Below are 17,231 nucleotides of genomic sequence, written 5' to 3' on the forward strand. Positions count from 1 at the left end.
GGCGCTCGCGCGCCGGGAAAAATCAGAAAACGCCCAGCACGACGCACGCGATCGTCATCACGATCGAGGCGCCGAACAGCAGCGGGAACGTGAATTTCTGGTGCTCGGCCAGCTCGATCCCGCACAGGCCGACGACGAGGAACGTCGCGGGCGTCAGGGGGCTGACCGGAAACCCGGTCGTCATCTGGCCGAGCAGCGCGGCCTGCCCCACGTGCACGGCCGGCACGCCGAGCTGGCCGGCCACTTCCGCGATCACCGGCAGCACGCCGAAGTAGAACGAATCGGGATCGAACAGCATGCTGAGCGGCATCGACGCGAGGCCGAGCGCGACCGGGATGTGGCCGGCCATCGACGGCGGCACGAAGCCGACCGCCGCCTGCGCCATCGCCTTCAGCATCCCGCTGCCCTGCATGATGCCGGTGAACACGCCGGCCGCGAGCAGGATGCCGGCCATCATCAGCGCCGCGCGCGCATGCGCGTCGATGCGCTTTCTCTGCATGTCCACGTCCGGGTAGTTCACCATCAGCGCGACGCACAGGCCCACCATGAACATGATCGCCGGCGGGATCTTCTCGCCCATCACGACCATCGTGCCGAGCACGACGAGCGTCAGCACCAGGTTGAACCAGAACAGATGCGGCCGGCGCAGCGCCTGCTCGTCGGGCGTCAGCTCGCGTGTCGGCAGCGGAATCGACGCATCGTCGCGCGACAGGCCGAGCCGCTTCTCCTCGCGCCGCCCGAGCCAGTACGCGACGCCGAACACGAACACCAGCCCGATCGCCTGCACCGGAATCAGCGGATTGAACAGCGCCGACACCGGCAGGTGCAGCGACGCCGACGCGCGGATCATCGGCCCCGTCCACGGCAGGAAATTGATCCCCGCCGCCATCGACACGGCGGCGGCCAGCACGCGCCGGTCCATCTTCAGGCGGTCGTACAGCGGCAGCACCGCGGGAATCGTCACGAGAAAGCAGACCGCGCCCGAGCCGTCGAGATGGATCAGCAGCGCGAGCAGCGTCGTGCCCATCACGATCCGCGTGGGCCGCGTGCCGACCGCGCGCAGGATGCGGTCGATGATCGGGTCGAGCATGCCGGCATCGGTGATCGTCCCGAAATAGAGGATCGCGAACACGAACATCCCGACCACGGGCGCGAGGCCCTTCAGCCCGTCGATCACGAATTTGCTGGTATGCAGCCCGAAGCCGCCGATGAGCGACGCCGCGATCGGCACGATGATCAGCGCCACGAGCGGCGACATGCGTCTGGACAGAATCGCGGCCAGCAGCACGACGATCGTGCCCAGCCCGAGTAACGGCAGCATCGGTGTCTCCTACCTTGTCTTTTGTTGGAGACGAGCGTAAGGTCGGCGCAGCGATAGCACAATTGAAATGATCTGATCGCAGCAATCACGAACCGTTATGGATCTGAACCTTCGCGACATTCGCGCGTTCGTCACCGTCGCGCACGCCGGCAACTTCACGCGCGCCGCCGCGCGGCTGCATCTGTCGCAGCCGGCGCTGACCGTGCAGATCCGGCGGCTCGAGGAAATCGTCGGCGCGCGGCTGTTCGACCGCAACAGCCGCAGCGTCGCGCTCACGCAGACCGGGCGCGAACTGCTGCCGCTGCTGCAGCGCTCGCTCGACGACATGGAGCGCGTGCTGCGCGATGCGCGTGCGCTCGGCGAAGGCGCGAGCGGCACGGTGCGGCTCGCGTGCCTGCCGACGTTTGCGTCGAGCATGCTGCCGGAGCTGATTCAGTCGTTCCGGCGCGACGTGCCGCGCGCGGCCTTCGACATTCGCGACGGCGTCGCGAGCCTCGTCACCGCGCTGGTGCGCAACGGGGAAGCCGATCTCGGGCTGACCGGCGGCGATGCGTTCGACGCGTCGCTGGACGTGCTGTACGCGGGCGCCGACCGGCTCGTCGCCGTGTGCCCGAAGGATCATCCGCTCGCGCGCAAGCGGCGTGTGCGCACCGCGGATGTCGCCGCCGTGCCGCTCGTGCTGACCGCGCAGGGCACGAGCGTGCGCAGCGTCGTCGATGCCGCGCTGGAGGCAGCCGGCTGCACGCCCGACATCGCGTGCGAACCGACCTACATGATGACGGCCGTCGCGATGGTGCGCGGCGGCCTCGGCGTGACGATCCTGCCGGCGACCGCGCGCGAGGTGCGCGCCGAACCCGACCTCGTCGCGAAGCCGATCGACGACCCCGCGTTCGTGCGGCCGATCGCGCTCGTCGCGAAGCGCGGGCGCACGCTGTCGCGCGTTGCGCAGGCGTTCGCCGACGCGATGCTGGCGGAATTGAAAAAGCGCGCGTGAGCCGCGCGCCCTCGACGACGGCCGGCCGCCGGCCGAACGCTTATTGCGGGTCCGGCTGGCCCGGATCGACGTGCAGTGATTCGCCGATCGCATAGAAGTTGCCGCCCGCGATGTAGTGCAGGCTGCGCAGCGCCGGATCGGCCGATTCGAAATACCAGTGGCCGTCGCGGAACACGCGCGTGTCGGACCACGCGCCGACCACCTCGCCGATGAACAGGTCGTAGGTCTGCTGGTTGTGCGGCTCGGGAATCAGCCTGCATGCGAGCCAGCCCGAACAGCCGGCGACGAACGGCAGGTCGTGGCCTTCGACGTCGAACAGCGCGACGCCCGCCTCGCGCAGCTTGTCCGGCCGCTCCGCGAGACTGTGGCTGCCGACCGCATGCGTGAGCTGCAACTGCGCGGCGGTCGGCACCTGGATGACGAAGGTGCCGCTGCGCTCGACGAGCTCGCGCGTCTTGGCCGACTTGTCGAGCACGACCGTCAGCTTCGGCGGCAGGAAGTCGAGCGCGCAGGCCCACGCGGCGGCCATCACGTTGTCGACGCCGTCGTGACGGGCCGACACGAGCACGGTCGGGCCGTGGTTGAGAAGACGGTAGGCTTTCTTCAGCTCCACCGGAGCGATGTGACTGTCCATGCGGGTTCCCTGATGAGCGGCACGGCGCGTGCCGGCCGAAGGCCGCATTCTCGCACCCTGAGCCAATCGCCGCAGACGGCGAACGCGAGCGTCCGATAACACACCGTGCCCGCATCGCGCGCTTCAATTCATTAAATAATCAATTGATGAATCGACGACGAATGCGTCGCCATCGAAATTCGCCTGGAAATCGTGCGGAATTATCACGAATCCGGCAATACGCCGATTGCTCCATCCTGAAATTCAAATCGATTGATGCACGATTCTCAATAATGCGAATCTCTCAATGGACCTTGCCGCAGCATGCACCTGTCTGCTTTAGGTCACATCGGAGAATTTCGTTTTTGCCGTTCGTCGGCGGCTCGGTAGTCTCCTGCCAATCCGCTTCAAGAAAGCAAGTCAATCGCCAGGAGATGAAATGAAACGCACGACCCTCTCGCTGATTTCGCTCGCATCGTTCGCGGCAATGCCCGCCGCGCATGCGCAGTCGAGCGTCACGCTGTATGGCGTGATCGACACGTCGATCACGTACGTGAATCACGCGCAGGGCAAGGACAATGCCTGGATGCTCGGCAACAGCAGCGCGGGCAATCTCGCCGGCAGCCGCTGGGGCGTGAAGGGCACCGAGGATCTCGGCGGCGGGCTGAAGGCGCTGTTCCAGCTCGAGAACGGCTTCGACCCGAGCAGCGGCCGGCAGGGCCAGGGTGGCCGCCTGTTCGGCCGGCAGGCGTTCGTCGGCCTGACGAGCGACCGCTACGGCACGCTCACGTTCGGCCGCCAGTACGATCCGCTCGTCGACCTCGTGCAGGGCATCACCGCCGACAACTATCTCGGCAGCGTGTTCGCGACGCCGGGCGACGTCGACAACTACGACAACAGCTTCCGCGTCGACAACGCGGTGAAGTACACGTCGGCCGTGTATTCGGGCCTGCAGTTCTCGGCGATGTACTCGTTCGGCGGCATCGCCGGCAGCACCGGCGCCGCGCAGTCGTATTCGGCCGCCGTGTCGTACAACAACGGGCCGTTCAGCGTCGCGGGCGGCTATTTCCACGCGACCAACAGCCCCGCGTCGAACGGGCTGCGCAACGGCTGGACCAGCTCGTCGGACGGCACCTTCGACGGCCCGATCAACACCGGCTATGCGAGCGCGCACTCGATCGGCATCGCCCGCATCGCGGGCCAGTACGTCGCCGGCCCGTTCACGTTCGGCCTCGGCTACAGCAACGCGCAGTACCGCCGCGACGCAAGCTCGGTGTTCAACTCGAACGAGCACTACAACACCGGTCAGGGCTTCGTGAACTACCAGGCGACCAATGCGCTGCTCGTCGGCGTCGGCTACAGCTATACGCGCTCGGGCGGCGATACGTCGGCGACCTATCACCAGGTGTCGGCCGGCGCGGACTACAACCTGTCGAAGCGCACCGACGTGTACCTGACCGCCGCGTATCAGCACGCGAGCGGCCGGACGGGCGACGGCAACGGCGGGTCGATGGCCGCGCAGGCGTCGATCGGTTCGTACGGCTATGCCGGCACGAGCTCGCAGACGATGGTCAACCTCGGCCTGCGTCACCGCTTCTGATCGACGACGGCCGGCCGCGCGCGGCATGGCGCGGCCGGACGCTCGGTACCGGATTCGGGAATCGGGGATTCATCGACACGGCGGCTGCGGCCGCCGTCGTCGTTTCCACGGCCCGCGCACCGCCGGATGCGCCGCGCGTCATTCCGCTTCGCCGTGCCAATCGCGGCCGCCTTCGCGGCGCATCTGACGCGCTACGTCAGTATTGCGACCGTACCCGCCTGCCGGCATGCGGGCGATTGAGTCTTTTTTACCGATTCCGTCCCGTCGCGCGCCGATGCCGGCGACAACGACAATGCGCGACACATGCGCCGGCAAATGCAAAGGAAAGTTTGACGCGAGCCATTTGACTGCGCGCTATGGCACACTTCGCGTCTGCGTAATTTCCTTGCACCGGGCGGCCGGATTCCGCCCCATCCTGCCATGCCGCGTCAGACTGCCCGTTCGATGAACCACGCCACGCCGAAGATCGCCGCGACGATCGCGCTGTCGTGCGCGCTGCACGGATTCGCGCGGGCCGACTGCCTCGACGACGCGGCCACGTTCCAGAAGGTGAGCGTGAGCCTGCTGCGCGGCATCGCGCAAGTCGAATCGGGAATGAACCCGAACGCCGTCAACACCAACACGAACGGCACCGTCGACATCGGGCTGATGCAGATCAACAGCACCTGGCTGCCGACGCTCGCGCGCGAAGGCATCTCGCGGGAAAGCCTGTTCGACGCGTGCACCAACGCGTACGTCGGCGCGTGGATCCTGTCGCAGAACATCCGCCAGCTCGGCGCCAACTGGAACGCGATCGGCGCGTACAACTCCGCGTCGCCCGACAAGCGCCTCGCGTATGCGCGCAAGGTCTATGATGCAATCCGGACCATGCCGGATTCGCCGGATACTCCCATGCCCATCCTGCCCCCCTCTTTCACGCCGCCGCAGCAGGTGCAGGCGTACAACCCGTTCGCAAGCCTGAGCGTGTCGGCGCCGCCGGCCGCGCGTGCCCGCACGCTGGCGCCGGCCGCCCCGCCGCCGCCGCAAGGCGGGCCCGCCGGCCCGGCCGGCACGTACAACTTCGGCTGGACGGTCACGGGTGCCGACCAGGCCAAGCCGACCCAGGTGTTCGACGATGGCGCGCGAATCTACGTGCAATTCAGCGACATGAAGCACGTGCCGGCGATCTTCACCGAGACGTCGTCGGGCCGCGTGCTGATGTCGTGGGAGCTGCAGTTCCCGTATGCCGTTCTGACGCGTCCCGCGCAAACGTTAATCTTCCAGCTCGGGCCGTTCGAGGCGCGCGCGCAGCGCGGCGCGGCGGGAGCGACCGCGCAGGCAGGCACAGGGACGGCAGCGGGCACGCAGCGTTCGGGCGCGGCGGCAACGGCCGCCACGGCGCCGACGGCGAAGCACACCGCCGATGCGTCGGCCAAGCGCACCGCATCGTCCGATGCGCTCTGGTATATCGATACGGCATCGACGTCGGGTTCGGCAGCGACCTCGAGTACGGCAAATACCTCGACGACATCGACCACGTCGCAGACGCCCGCGACCTGGCCCACTGCAGTGACGTCGAACACGCCGCCCCCCGTCGCGACACCTCAGGCGCCGGCCGCGACGAAGCCGGCTGCGCGCGTCAGCACCGACGCGCTCTGGTATCTCTCAAAGTAGCGCACGCGCCGGCCTGGCGCGTCACCCGCGCCGCACCCAGATCACCTTGCCGTCGCGAATGCCGAGGTCGCGGCGCTCCTGGCGATAGTCCATCGTGCCCGGCAACGACTGGCCGTCGCGCTCGAGCACGCGCCACAGGCAGCCGTCGAGCAGCGCGGCCGCCTCGGTCTCGGTCTTGCCGATCAGCGCATCGTCCGGTGCGGCGTCGGCCTTGCATGCGTTCACGGCGCCCGACGGAGCCGGGTTCATCACCGCGCCGCCGGCGGTGGCGTTGGGGTGTTTCGTGTTCATGTCCGCACATCCTGCAAAGGTTGCGCTCGCAACGAGTGCCACGAGCATCGCGATCGATTTCTTCATCGGTTTCTCCCTGAAGTGCCCCGGCCGTTCATGCGACGCATGACGTGAGCCGCCGGGCATTGCGTGCGTCATCGACTCCGCGCGCGGCACGAGCCGCATCCCGGCGGATGCGGGCCGGCGACCGGCGGCACTGCGCGACGCGGTCAAGCCACTTCGCCTTGCCTGTGTCGCGGGCCCGGCGTCGCGCCGGACCCGCGTGCATGTTACCGCACGCGATCCGCAGCAACCGTGACCGCGACACCGGCATCCCGCATGCGCGACGCGGGCCGGCGTCCCGTTCAGAACTTGTACGTCGCGCCGGCCATCCCGTAGTAATTGCTGCGCGTCTGCACGATCGGGCTGTCGCCATAACGCCCGAGCAGGCGCGTGAAGCCGCCGGTCGCACGCACCGACCAGTGCCGCGACACGTCCCAGTTCCACGCGAGCGACAGCGTCGCGCTGTCGACCCCGCCGCTCGTCGAATACGGCCTGAACCCGCTCGCCAGCGACTGCGCGTCGGTCACGCCGTAGAACGTCTGCATGTAGCGTCCCGTGCCGGCGTGCACGCTGCCCGTCGCGACGAACGAATGCCGTCCGGTCTCGAACAGGGGCACCGCGAGATCGACGTGGCCGGACAAGCCGCGCGACGTATGCGTGACAGGCGCGTCGACCGCGATACTCAGTTCGCCGCCATCCAGCAGCTTCACGCCGGCGCGCAAGCCGACGAGCACCGATCCCGGAACCCGGCCCATACCCTTCAGGTGGTCCGAGCCCGGCAGGCCGAAGCGGTTTTCGTCGGCACGGCCCGCGTCGTAGCCCACCGCCGCCGACACGAACGCGCCGTGCGGCAGGTTCAGGCGATAGCCGGCGCCGGCGCTGGTGTCGATGAAGAAGCCATTGCCGAACATCGCGGAAAACGACGGGCCGACGACCGCGCGATACTGGTTACTCCCCTGGTAGCGCGGTGCGAAGCCGCCACCGAGCGATATCGCGTACTGGTTTTCGGCGTGAGCCATGGCGGCAAGCGTGAGACCGGCAAGCGGCATGCAATAGCGCAAGGAGCGGAGGGATGGGCGCACGATATCTGGACAAGAGTGAAGGAGCTCGAAGTCTAGGTTCGGCCGTTCGGCACGACTGTCCGGAATCTGCGGAAAATGTGTGCTCAATTGTGTTCGAGTGTTCCCGATTGTCGTGCGTCGCACCGAGCCTTCGGAACGGCGGATAGAATTCGCGTGGCGCGCGCCGTGCCGCCTGCAGCGCGACGGACGACGCGTGCATTTCGAGGAGACCCATGAACGACAATCCGCTCAAACATCGCGTGCTGCTGATCGAGGATGACGACCGCCTCGCGCGTCTCGTGCGCGAATACCTCGACGGCTACGAGTTCGAGGTGACGGTCGTGCGCCGAGGCGATCTCGCGGTCGCCGCGGTACGCGAACACCGGCCCGCGCTCGTGATACTCGACCTGATGCTGCCGCATCTCGACGGGATGGAAGTCTGCCGGCGCATGCGCGCGTTCACCAACGTTCCCGTGCTGATCCTCACCGCGCGCGCCGACGTCTACGATCAGGTCGCCGGTCTCGAAATCGGCGCCGACGACTACGTGACGAAGCCGATCGAGCCGCGTGTGCTCGTGGCGCGTGCCCGCGCACTGTTGCGTCGCGCGCAGCCCGCGGCATCGGCCCCGCACGCCGACATGCCGGCGCACGAGCTCGTGTTCGGCGAACTGGCGATTTCACCGCCGAACCGCACCGTCACGTGGCGCGGCGAACTCGTCGACCTGAAAACCACCGAGTTCAATCTGCTGCTGATCCTCGCCCGCTCGGCCGGCACGGTGCTCAGTCGCGACGCGATCCTGAAGCAGCTGCGCGGGATCGAATTCGACGGAATCGACCGCTCGGTCGACTCGGGCATCTCGAAGCTGCGTCGACGCTTCGAGGACGCTTCGTCGGAGCCGCAACGGATCAAGACGATCTGGGGCCGCGGCTACCTCTTCAGCCCTTCTGCGTGGGATGACTGAATGCTGCGCTCGTTGATCAAGCTCTACCTCATCGTGATCCTGTGCTGTGCCGCAGCGATCGTATTCATTCAATGGTCGTTCAACCGAATTTTCTACGAACGGGTTGCACAGGCGCAGCGCAACGCGCTGACCACTTACGCGTTCGTGCTGAATGACTACCTCGAACGTCATCCGGGCGGGAAGCGCTCCCTCGCGCTGCGTGAACTCGCGCAGCACGGCAACGAGCGATTCGGTTTCGTGACGATGGCCTACGCCCGTGCCCAACTGAGCGGCGCGCCGCTGCGCGATCTGGACGCCGGCCGGATTGCGATCAGTTACGACCGCAGGAACTACTACATGCCGCTCGCGGACGGCTCGGTCCTGCACGCCCGCCCCATCGCACCGGCCGACCTCGACATCCAGATCTACGCATACGGGATGACCGCACTCGCCGCGCTGTTCGCCGTCGCGCTGTGGATCTCGTATCACTGGCGCGACCTGCGCAAGCTGCAGGCCGCCGCGCATGCGTTCGGCGCGGGCAACCTGTCGACGCGCGTGAAGCTGTCCGGGCGATCGAACATCTACGAGCTGTCGCAGCAGTTCAACGACATGGCCGAGCGGATCGAGGCGTCGATCAAGCAGCAGCGCGAAATGATGCACGGCATCTCGCACGAGCTGAAAACGCCGCTCGCCCGCCTCGAATTCGGCCTCGCGCTGCTCGCCGACTCCGACGACAGCGGCCGGATGCGCGAACGCCGCGACGAACTGCGACGCGACGTGCGCGAACTCGACGATCTCGTGACCGAACTGCTGACGATCGGGCGGCTCGAACAAGGCGCAAGCGAGCTCGCGCCGATGGAGGTCGTCGTCGATGCGCTGATCGACAGCGTGGCCGGCAACGTCGCGAACGACGTCGCCGACCGCGGCCTCACGCTCGGCGTGTCGACGACCGGCGCCCCTGCCACGCACGTGTGCGATCCGAAGCTCGTCGCGCGCGCGCTGCTGAACCTGATCCGCAACGGCGCACGTTACGCGTCGCGCACGGTCCTGCTGTCCGCGACGCACGATGCGACCGGCGCGCTGGTGCTGAGCGTCGACGACGACGGCCCCGGCATTCCGGTCGCCGAACGCGCGCGCGTGTTCGAACCGTTCCAGCGGCTCGACTCGAGCCGCGACCGGCAGACCGGCGGGTTCGGGCTCGGGCTCGCGATCGTGCGACGCGTCGCGCTCGTGCACGGCGGCGACGTGCGGCTCGAGGATTCGCCGCTCGGCGGCGCACGCTTCGTGATTTCGCTGCCGCCGCGGGCGTTGCCGGACTTCCTCGGCGACGCACCGGAGAGCACGGCACGCGGCCGGGCCCACCCCGCATCGCCGAGTTCACTGCGTCAATGAATGCAGGCGGGGCGTCGCCGCCCCCCTCACCCGCCGGTCCTGAACGCCGGCAGCTGCTGCCCGAGCCGTGCGCCCATTTCCGCGCCGAGCGCCTGCAGGGCATTGAACGGACGGATCATCACTTCGAATTCGACGATCCGTCCGTCGGCGTCGAAGCGGATCATGTCGATCCCCTTCAGCCGCTTGTCGCCGACCGTCGCACTGAATTCCAGCACGACGCTCGTGCCGTCGTCGTCGGCGAACGCGCGGTGATATTCGAAGTTCTCGAGAATCGTGAGCACCGTGCGCAGCGCGAGCAACAGCGCGGGCGCCGGCCCGTACGGCTTGAACGCCATCGGCGAACGGAACACGGCGTCCGGATGGACGATCGTGTCGAGCTCGCTGAAATCCTTGCGGGCGAGCATCGCGTGCCACGCAGCAAGCGAGGTCGCGACGGCGGGTTGCAGATTCGACAGGGGTTGCATGGTCAGCGACTCCGGTAACGTCACACGAAAGAACCTTGATCGAAGGCGGCGCCCGGTCGGGCCGCCGCCGCGTGAATCGGCACCGGCGTAATCACGCGTCCGGCAGGATCACGACCTTGCCCTTGACCTGCCGGTTCGCCATGCGCGCAATTGCGTCGGCCGCACCCGCGAGCGGCACGCGCTCGGTGATCGCGGGCCGCACCTTGCCGGCCGCGAACCATTGCGCGAGCTGGCGCATGTTCGCCGCGTGCTGCGCGGGGTCGCGCCGCACCGCGTCGCCCCAGAACACGCCCAGGATGTCGCGCTCCTTGAGCAGTGCAAGGTTCAGCGCGATCTTCGGAATTTCGCCGGCGGCGAAACCGACCACGAGGAACCGGCCGCGCCACGCGGTCGCGCGCAGCGCGGCCTCGCTGTACGCGCCGCCGACCGGATCGTAGACGACGTCCGCGCCACGTCCGCCGGTCAGTTCGTCGACGCGGCGCCGCAGGTCCTCGGTCGCATAGTCGATCGTATCGTCGGCGCCTGCTTCGCGGCACAGCGCCAGTTTGTCCGCGCTCGACGCGGCCGCGATCACGCGCGCGCCCAGCGCCTTCGCGATCTCGATCGCGGCGAGTCCGACACCGCCGGCCGCGCCCAGCACCAGCAGCGTCTCGCCCTGCTGCAGGCGCGCGCGCTGCTGCAGCGCATGCAGCGACGTGCCGTAGGCCAGCACGAGCGCGGCGCCCTGCTCGAACGTCATCCCCGGCGGCAGCGCGGCGATCTGGTGCACGTCGGCCACGCACTGCTCGGCGAAGCCGCCGTGGCCGGTGAACGCGACCACCTCGTCGCCCGGCCGCCAGGCGCTCACGCCGTCGCCGACCGCGTCGATCACGCCGGCGAATTCGGCGCCGGGCGAGAACGGCACTGCCGGCTTCACCTGATACAGGCCCTGGACGATCAGCGCATCGGGGAAATTGAGCGACGCCGCCTTCACGCGGATCCGCACCTGACCGGCTGCCGGTTCGGGAATCGCGACGTCCTCGATACGCAAGCGGTCGATCGGGCCGAATGCGGTACACAACAGGGCTTTCATGCTCTCCATTCTCCTCGCGCGACATCGCCGCGCATCGATACGGCAGCGGGACGCGCCCGCGCAAGCGGCGCGCGGCGCAGGCCAGGCGGCCCGCACCGCGACACCATCATCCGTGCGGCGCGAACAGGTCGGCCGCGATCCGCTCGCTGGTGTCGAGCACCGCATCGAACGTCTCGCGGCTGTGCTCCGCATAGCGCGGCAGCGCGGTGAGCGCAGTCGCATCGAGCCAGTCGTACAGCAAAAATGCGAGATCGCGTCGCGACATCAGCAGGCGCATCGCGCCGCGCCGGCGCGCCCGTTGGCGCCGGATGCCGGAACCGGCGGATTGGGTCGGTGACTGCCAATGCTGGCGGGAAATTTAGCACGGTCGTTCGGAAGCGACAATGGCGAGTCACCCCGACGGCGAACCGGGGCGATGGCGGCAGGCGAAGGTGAAGATGGGTCGATACCGGCACACGACGCGCCCGGCTCACGCGTGCGGCGGCTAACCCGCGTCGTCGTCGGCCAGCGTGCCGAGCGGCACGAAAACGTAACCCTTCCCGCGCACGGTGCGGATATAGCGATAATCGCCGACCGCCTGCTCGACCAGGCTGCGCAGCCGGAAGATCAGCACGTCGAGCCCGCGCTCGGAGCGTCCGGCCACGCTCAGTCCCAGCAGCGCGAGAATCTCCGCGCGCGACAGGACGCGCATCGGCTGCGAGATGAACAGTTCGAGCAGCGCGAATTCACTCGCTCGCAACCCGAGGTCGGCTCCCGCGCGCGTCGCGCGCCGCGTGACGAAATTCACCTCGATGTCGCCGAATGCATAGGATTCGGGTTTCCCGCGCCCGCGTCCCGGCTCCGGGCGGTTCGACGCGTACCGACGGATCGCGCTGCGCACGCGTGCGATCAGTTCCATCGGCTCGAACGGCTCGACGACATAGTCGTCCGCGCCGAGCTCGAGCGCGACGACCTTGTCGACCACTTGCGCATTGCGGCTGATCACGATCACCGGCATGTCGTGACCGGCGCGCCGCAGCGCACCGAGCGCCATGTGGGACGTCGTGGCCGGCCGTTCGACCCGCAACACGATCAAGGTGGGCGGTGCCGCCGTCACCTGCCCCGGCAGCAGCGACACGTCGTCGAGCGCCGACGTCTCGATCTGGCAGCCGCGCAGGAGCGCGCGAATCATGTCGCGCATCCGCGGATCGGGCTCTACGACGAGAACTTGGGTGGTCATCGACAATCGTCCGGCACGACGGCCCGCTTGGCGCATCGCGACATCACGTCGACCTGCCGTCCGACCGGAACGACCCGACACGGTTCGTTCGAACCCGCGAGTGTATGGCGCCGGCGACTACACATGCATGCAGCAATCGAGACTCGTCAGGAAATAGCTCAGGCTCTTGCGGATCGACGTCTCGACGTCCCGCACGTCGCGAGCGGCGGGCGACTGCCCGAGCAGCGTCGCGACGATGTCCAGCGCTTCCCACGGATGCCGGTCGTCGTAATCGGCATGCAGCTTGAGCCAGCGCATCGCGCGATGCCGCACGGCCGGATCGAACTGCTGTTCGTACGGCGATGCGCACAGCAACGCACACCACTCGCCGGTCACGCCTTCGATCGCATAGTTGGTCGCGGCGATGCTCGGCGCGAGCGCGTCGGTGCTGCCGCTCTTCCAGCACCAGTGGCTCAGCGCGAATCCGGCGAGCGGCGCGTCGCCGCGCAGCAGCATGTCGATCGTGACCCCCGATTCCGCGGCCCAGTTGGCCCAGTGATCGACGTGATTCTGCTCGACGCGGATATTGCGGATCAGATAGCGCCGCGCCTTCTCGTCGCCGCGCGACCGAAAGGCGGCGGTCTTCAGCAGGTTCATCGCCATGTATTCCGGAAACTGGCTGACCACCGCCCAGCCGGTCACGAAGAACGCGCGCAGTTGCGACGCGCGCAGCGTCCCGCCGCTCATCGCCGCGAACACCGGATGCGCGCGGACGCGCGCCTTCAGCTCGTCGGTCGCGCCGACCACGTCACGCAGCCAGGCCGGATAGCTCGCAAGGTCCATCAGGTCGCCGGTCAGTTCAAATGGAGCACTCATGCGTTCGTTCCTCGCTTATTCAATGGAATCCCCCTTCCTGCCAGGGCGCGGGGCGGCTGAAGTAATAGCCTTGGCAATAGTCGACGCCCAGCGCGCGAAGCATCTCGGCCGTCGCCGTGTCCTCGACATGCTCGGCGACGGTGCGGTACTGCATCACGTGCGCGATGTCGTTGATCGCGGACGCGATGCCGCGCTTGATGCTGTCGGACGTCATGGTCGACACGAGGCCGCCGTCGATCTTCAGGTAATCGACCGGCAACTGGCGCAGATACGAAAACGACGACATGCCGGCGCCGAAGTCGTCGAGCGCGAAGCGGCAGCCGAGGTCGCGCAGCTCGTACATGAAACGCGACGCGACCTCCAGGTTGCGAACCGCGCTCGTCTCCGTGATTTCGAAACACAGCAGCGACGGATCGAGCCCCGACGCCGACAGCTCGGCGATCACGAACTCCACGAAGCGCTCGTCGGTGATCGACATCGCCGACAGGTTCACGTTGTATTCGACGTACTGGCGCTGTTCGAGCCGCGCGAGGCGCCGGATCACGGTGCGCACGACCCAGCGGTCGATCATCGTCATGTGGCCGTAGCGCTCGGCGGCCGGCAGGAAGACCGGCGAGATCAGCTTGCCGTCGGCGTCCGGGATGCGCAGCAGGATCTCCGCGCGCTCCTGCGCGCCGAGCGCCGGCTGGATCGGCACGATACGTTGCGCATACAACTGGAACGAATTCGTCTCGAGCGCCGTCTTCACGCGCCGGCTCCACTGCATGTGATACGCCTGGCGGCCCGAGTTCATGTCGCGCGCATCCGCGACGTGCACGCGGTTGCGGCCGCGATCCTTCGCGACGTAGCACGCGATGTCGGCCATCTGCATCGCCTTTTCGACGCTCTCGGGCCGGCAGGCGAGATCGAGCACGCCGATGCTCACGCTGATCTTGAACGGCTCGCCTTCCCACTGGAACGTGAAGTCCTCGAGACATGCCCGGATACGCTCCGCCTTGCCGCCGTCCGGCGGGCCGTTGCGGGCGGCCGGCAGCAGGATGCCGAATTCGTCGCCGCCCAGCCGGCCGAACACGTCGTCGTCGTCGAGACAGCGCGCGAACACCGCCGTCGCGTCGCGCAGCAGCGCATCGCCGGCCGCGTGCCCGCACACGTCGTTGACTTCCTTGAAGCCGTCGAGGTCGAGCACCAGCAACATCCCGCCACCGCGCTGCGCCAGCGCGTCGCCCAGGCGCCGCTCGAACGCCGTGCGGTTGATGAGGCCGGTCAGCGCATCGTGCGACGCCTGCCAGGTCAGCTTCTCGATCAACTGGTATTCGCGCGTCATGTCGCGCAGGATCAGCACGTAGCCGACGCAGCGGCCTGCGGCGTTGTCCATCTTCGACAGCGACGCGCGCACCGAGACCGCCGAGCCGCACACGCGGATCAGGTCGAGATCGCGGGTGAAAGTCTGGTCGCCGCTGTTGCTGAGCGACGCGAGCAGCTTGATCGACATGCCGGTCGACGTGTCGATCAGGTCGAGCACGTCGTTGATCGGCTTGCCGACGCACAGCCGCGACGACGCGCCGAGCAGCTGCTCGGCCGCCGGATTGACGGTCTCGATGCTGCGCGTGAGGCCGATCGTGACGATCGCATCGGCGACCGAGCGCAGCGCGGCTTCCGCGAACGCCTGGCTCCGGTCGAGTTCTGTCTGCATCGACACCTGCTGGCGTTGCGTGCGGCTCGCCCATCGCACCGACAGCAGGATGATCAGCAGCGAGGCCGCGACGTACGACAGGAACAGCTGGATGACGGCCGAGCGGAATTCGGCGCTCAACTCGGCGGAGAAGCGCTTCGGCAGCGGTTCGATGTGCGAGTTGAGGTCCCAGATCGCGCGATTCAGGCGGCTCGTGCGCCGGACGTCGTCCGCGCGCACGGACTCGCGCAACGCGCTGGCGATCGCGCGCAGGTCGACCAGCTTCCGGTCCGCGTCTTCCCAGTATTGCAACGCGGCGTTCAGGCGCGCGAAGCTACTCAGGATCGGATAGAACCACACCACCGCCGCGGCATCGACGGGATTGATGCCCGCTTCGATCAGCGCGTGGCGTGCCACCCTGTGATCCGGTGGCACGCCGGTCATCGCGCGGCGCGCGACGCCGAGGAACGTGAGGGTCCGGTCGACTGCCAGGTAATCGTCGAACAGCTTTTCGTCGCCGGTCTGTCCATAGCGGCTCAGCAGCATGACCTCATCCTTCTGCGCCTTCGACCAGTTGCTTTCGCCGCCGACGTATACGCGCAACGACATGATCACGATCAGGCTGACGGCGACGAACCCGGCCAGCGCGACGATCACGACGACGATCGGCAGGATGCCGAGCGCCGGACTCCATGGCCACACGTGAAACGAGCTGCGCTGACTCTGGAGCTTCGAAATGTTTTCCATACCTGATTGACTGTTTTTCTGATTCTTCTCGATGCCGCCGGCCTGCCGCGTCGCTGCCCGCCCCGTGTTCAGGCCTCTCCTCCTTCCATGCTCGCGACGCGCCGGCGCTCATGCAGGCGCGGCGGCACGCCGGTGTCGCCGCGCGGCAGGACGCGCCGGCGACTAGGTCGTCCGGACGCGTCGCAACAACCCCGCACCCGCATCCGTACCGGGATCGATCGCGAGAATGCGGCGCGTTTCGTCGCGGATGACCCGATGGCAGTCGCAGCCCTGCCGTTCGAGACCGTCGAGATCCGTCAGTACGACGGCACCGCGATGCTGATGGATCAGGCCGAGCTCGTGGAGCTGCCGCGTGGTATCGGTGACGGTCTCGCGACGCACGCCCAGCATGCCGTGCGTGACCGGAATCTCGATGCTGCGCAAGCGCTCGTAGGCGATCAGCAGCCAGCGGCTCAGTTGATGCCGCATCACGTGATGGCGGCTGCAGAACATGACCTGCGACGCCTGGGACAGCACCAGCTGCATCCGCACGAAGACCTGCCGCCGGATCGCCGCCGATGCGTCGCACGCGTCGGCGAAACGGTGCGCATACAGCCGATACGCGAATCCGCCGCGATAGACGACGACGCGGCGCTGCATCGCGCTGCCGATGACGTCGTCGCACACGAGGCCTTCGCGGCCGATTTCCGTCACGCCGAGCGTCGTCTTGCCGCCCGCCGTGTATTGCAGGGAAATTCCCGCGGTCACCGGAAAATAGACGGCCTCCAGATCGTCGCCGGCATCGCACAGCACCTGACCGGTCTTGAGATTCGCAAGCATCAGATGAGGCGCCAGTTCCGAACGGCTGATTCCGTCGAGCGCGGACAGGAAATGATTGGCACCAAGTGCATGCGGCAACTCGATGACGTTGTTGGCCTGATGTATCACGGTGCACCTCGTACGTTGTATCCCTGCCCCTCGGCCACCGAACCTTCCTGCTGTTTTCACCGCACCGGTCTACGGCGTTTCCGCCTTATCATCGCGGTGATATTGAGCAAAAAGGTATCACGCAGCCCAACCGTTCGCGACACTCCGCTTTCGTTACATGAAGTAATTTGACAGTTCGATTCGCCATCCGAAGATACTTGCACCGTCAATCAAAAATCTACGATTTAAACTCGTTTCAAATAAAGCGGATTGCTCAATGAATCATCGTGAATGACGGGGGAATGCCAATACTTGGTAATGCGATTTACACGCAAAGTCAAAATCATTCCCGACTCCACAGGAATGCGGGAAGTGTGGGCTATCGCAC

Annotated in this window: 15 protein-coding genes and 1 pseudogene; 5 read left to right on the forward strand and 11 right to left on the reverse strand. The window is 67.2% G+C overall.

All coding sequences use genetic code 11. The features are described from left to right. Window positions 1-22: 22 nt before the first annotated feature. Window positions 23-1,321, reverse strand: a complete 1,299-nt coding sequence (locus ACV22V_RS30030) for a CitMHS family transporter (protein WP_059523350.1) — start codon at window positions 1,319-1,321, stop codon at window positions 23-25. Between the two features lie 97 nt (window positions 1,322-1,418). On the opposite strand from ACV22V_RS30030, the gene ACV22V_RS30035 reads away from it, so the two are divergent. Then, entirely contained in the window at window positions 1,419-2,315 is an 897-nt protein-coding gene (locus tag ACV22V_RS30035; RefSeq protein WP_448016350.1) for a LysR family transcriptional regulator, read from the forward strand. Between the two features lie 40 nt (window positions 2,316-2,355). Here ACV22V_RS30035 and ACV22V_RS30040 read toward each other — a convergent pair whose 3' ends face one another. Then, window positions 2,356-2,949, reverse strand: coding sequence for a flavin reductase family protein (locus ACV22V_RS30040; protein WP_448016351.1), 594 nt, complete (start codon window positions 2,947-2,949; stop codon window positions 2,356-2,358). Window positions 2,950-3,367: 418 nt separating this feature from the next. On the opposite strand from ACV22V_RS30040, the gene ACV22V_RS30045 reads away from it, so the two are divergent. Next, window positions 3,368-4,528: a porin gene (locus ACV22V_RS30045; RefSeq protein ID WP_059523355.1), complete on the forward strand. Its 1,161-nt coding sequence runs from the start codon at window positions 3,368-3,370 to the stop codon at window positions 4,526-4,528. A 420-nt stretch (window positions 4,529-4,948) separates the two neighbouring features. Next, on the forward strand, window positions 4,949-6,181 hold the full coding sequence (locus ACV22V_RS30050) for a transglycosylase SLT domain-containing protein (protein WP_448016353.1): 1,233 nt from the start codon (window positions 4,949-4,951) through the stop codon (window positions 6,179-6,181). Window positions 6,182-6,202: 21 nt separating this feature from the next. Here the strand turns inward: ACV22V_RS30050 and ACV22V_RS30055 are convergent, their stop codons facing one another. Both ACV22V_RS30055 and ACV22V_RS30060 read right to left on the reverse strand, forming a co-directional pair. After that, the gene (locus ACV22V_RS30055) at window positions 6,203-6,538 is read right to left on the reverse strand and encodes a hypothetical protein (RefSeq protein WP_059523359.1); all 336 of its coding nucleotides are present in this window, start codon (window positions 6,536-6,538) and stop codon (window positions 6,203-6,205) included. Window positions 6,539-6,816: 278 nt separating this feature from the next. Beyond that, the gene (locus ACV22V_RS30060) at window positions 6,817-7,563 is read right to left on the reverse strand and encodes a MipA/OmpV family protein (RefSeq protein ID WP_059523361.1); all 747 of its coding nucleotides are present in this window, start codon (window positions 7,561-7,563) and stop codon (window positions 6,817-6,819) included. Window positions 7,564-7,808: 245 nt separating this feature from the next. On the opposite strand from ACV22V_RS30060, the gene ACV22V_RS30065 reads away from it, so the two are divergent. Beyond that, window positions 7,809-8,537, forward strand: coding sequence for a response regulator (locus tag ACV22V_RS30065; protein ID WP_059523362.1), 729 nt, complete (start codon window positions 7,809-7,811; stop codon window positions 8,535-8,537). Beyond that, on the forward strand, window positions 8,538-9,908 hold the full coding sequence (locus ACV22V_RS30070) for an ATP-binding protein (RefSeq protein ID WP_448016356.1): 1,371 nt from the start codon (window positions 8,538-8,540) through the stop codon (window positions 9,906-9,908). A gap of 26 nt (window positions 9,909-9,934) precedes the next feature. On the opposite strand, the gene ACV22V_RS30075 is transcribed toward ACV22V_RS30070, so the two are convergent. The 7 genes and pseudogenes from ACV22V_RS30075 to ACV22V_RS30105 form a co-directional block, all read right to left on the reverse strand. Continuing rightward, complete coding sequence (locus ACV22V_RS30075; RefSeq protein WP_179949164.1) at window positions 9,935-10,378, reverse strand: nuclear transport factor 2 family protein; 444 nt, start codon at window positions 10,376-10,378, stop codon at window positions 9,935-9,937. Window positions 10,379-10,463: 85 nt separating this feature from the next. Then, a complete protein-coding gene (locus ACV22V_RS30080; protein WP_059523827.1) occupies window positions 10,464-11,444 on the reverse strand; it encodes an NADPH:quinone oxidoreductase family protein in 981 nt (326 codons plus the stop codon). Between the two features lie 112 nt (window positions 11,445-11,556). Next, window positions 11,557-11,721 (reverse strand): annotated as a pseudogene (locus ACV22V_RS30085) (acyl-CoA dehydrogenase N-terminal domain-containing protein); the annotation flags it as partial. 207 nt (window positions 11,722-11,928) lie between these two features. Further along, window positions 11,929-12,663 carry a winged helix-turn-helix domain-containing protein gene (locus ACV22V_RS30090; RefSeq protein ID WP_448016357.1) on the reverse strand — a complete coding sequence of 245 codons (735 nt, stop codon included), beginning with the start codon at window positions 12,661-12,663 and terminating at the stop codon, window positions 11,929-11,931. A 117-nt stretch (window positions 12,664-12,780) separates the two neighbouring features. Continuing rightward, complete coding sequence (locus ACV22V_RS30095) at window positions 12,781-13,518, reverse strand: TenA family transcriptional regulator (protein ID WP_448016358.1); 738 nt, start codon at window positions 13,516-13,518, stop codon at window positions 12,781-12,783. Window positions 13,519-13,537: 19 nt separating this feature from the next. Then, window positions 13,538-15,937: a putative bifunctional diguanylate cyclase/phosphodiesterase gene (locus tag ACV22V_RS30100; protein WP_448016359.1), complete on the reverse strand. Its 2,400-nt coding sequence runs from the start codon at window positions 15,935-15,937 to the stop codon at window positions 13,538-13,540. A 162-nt stretch (window positions 15,938-16,099) separates the two neighbouring features. Next, on the reverse strand, window positions 16,100-16,864 hold the full coding sequence (locus ACV22V_RS30105; protein WP_448016360.1) for a Crp/Fnr family transcriptional regulator: 765 nt from the start codon (window positions 16,862-16,864) through the stop codon (window positions 16,100-16,102). Window positions 16,865-17,231 lie beyond the last annotated feature (367 nt).

This window comes from Burkholderia sp. AW33-5, from assembly GCF_053427615.1.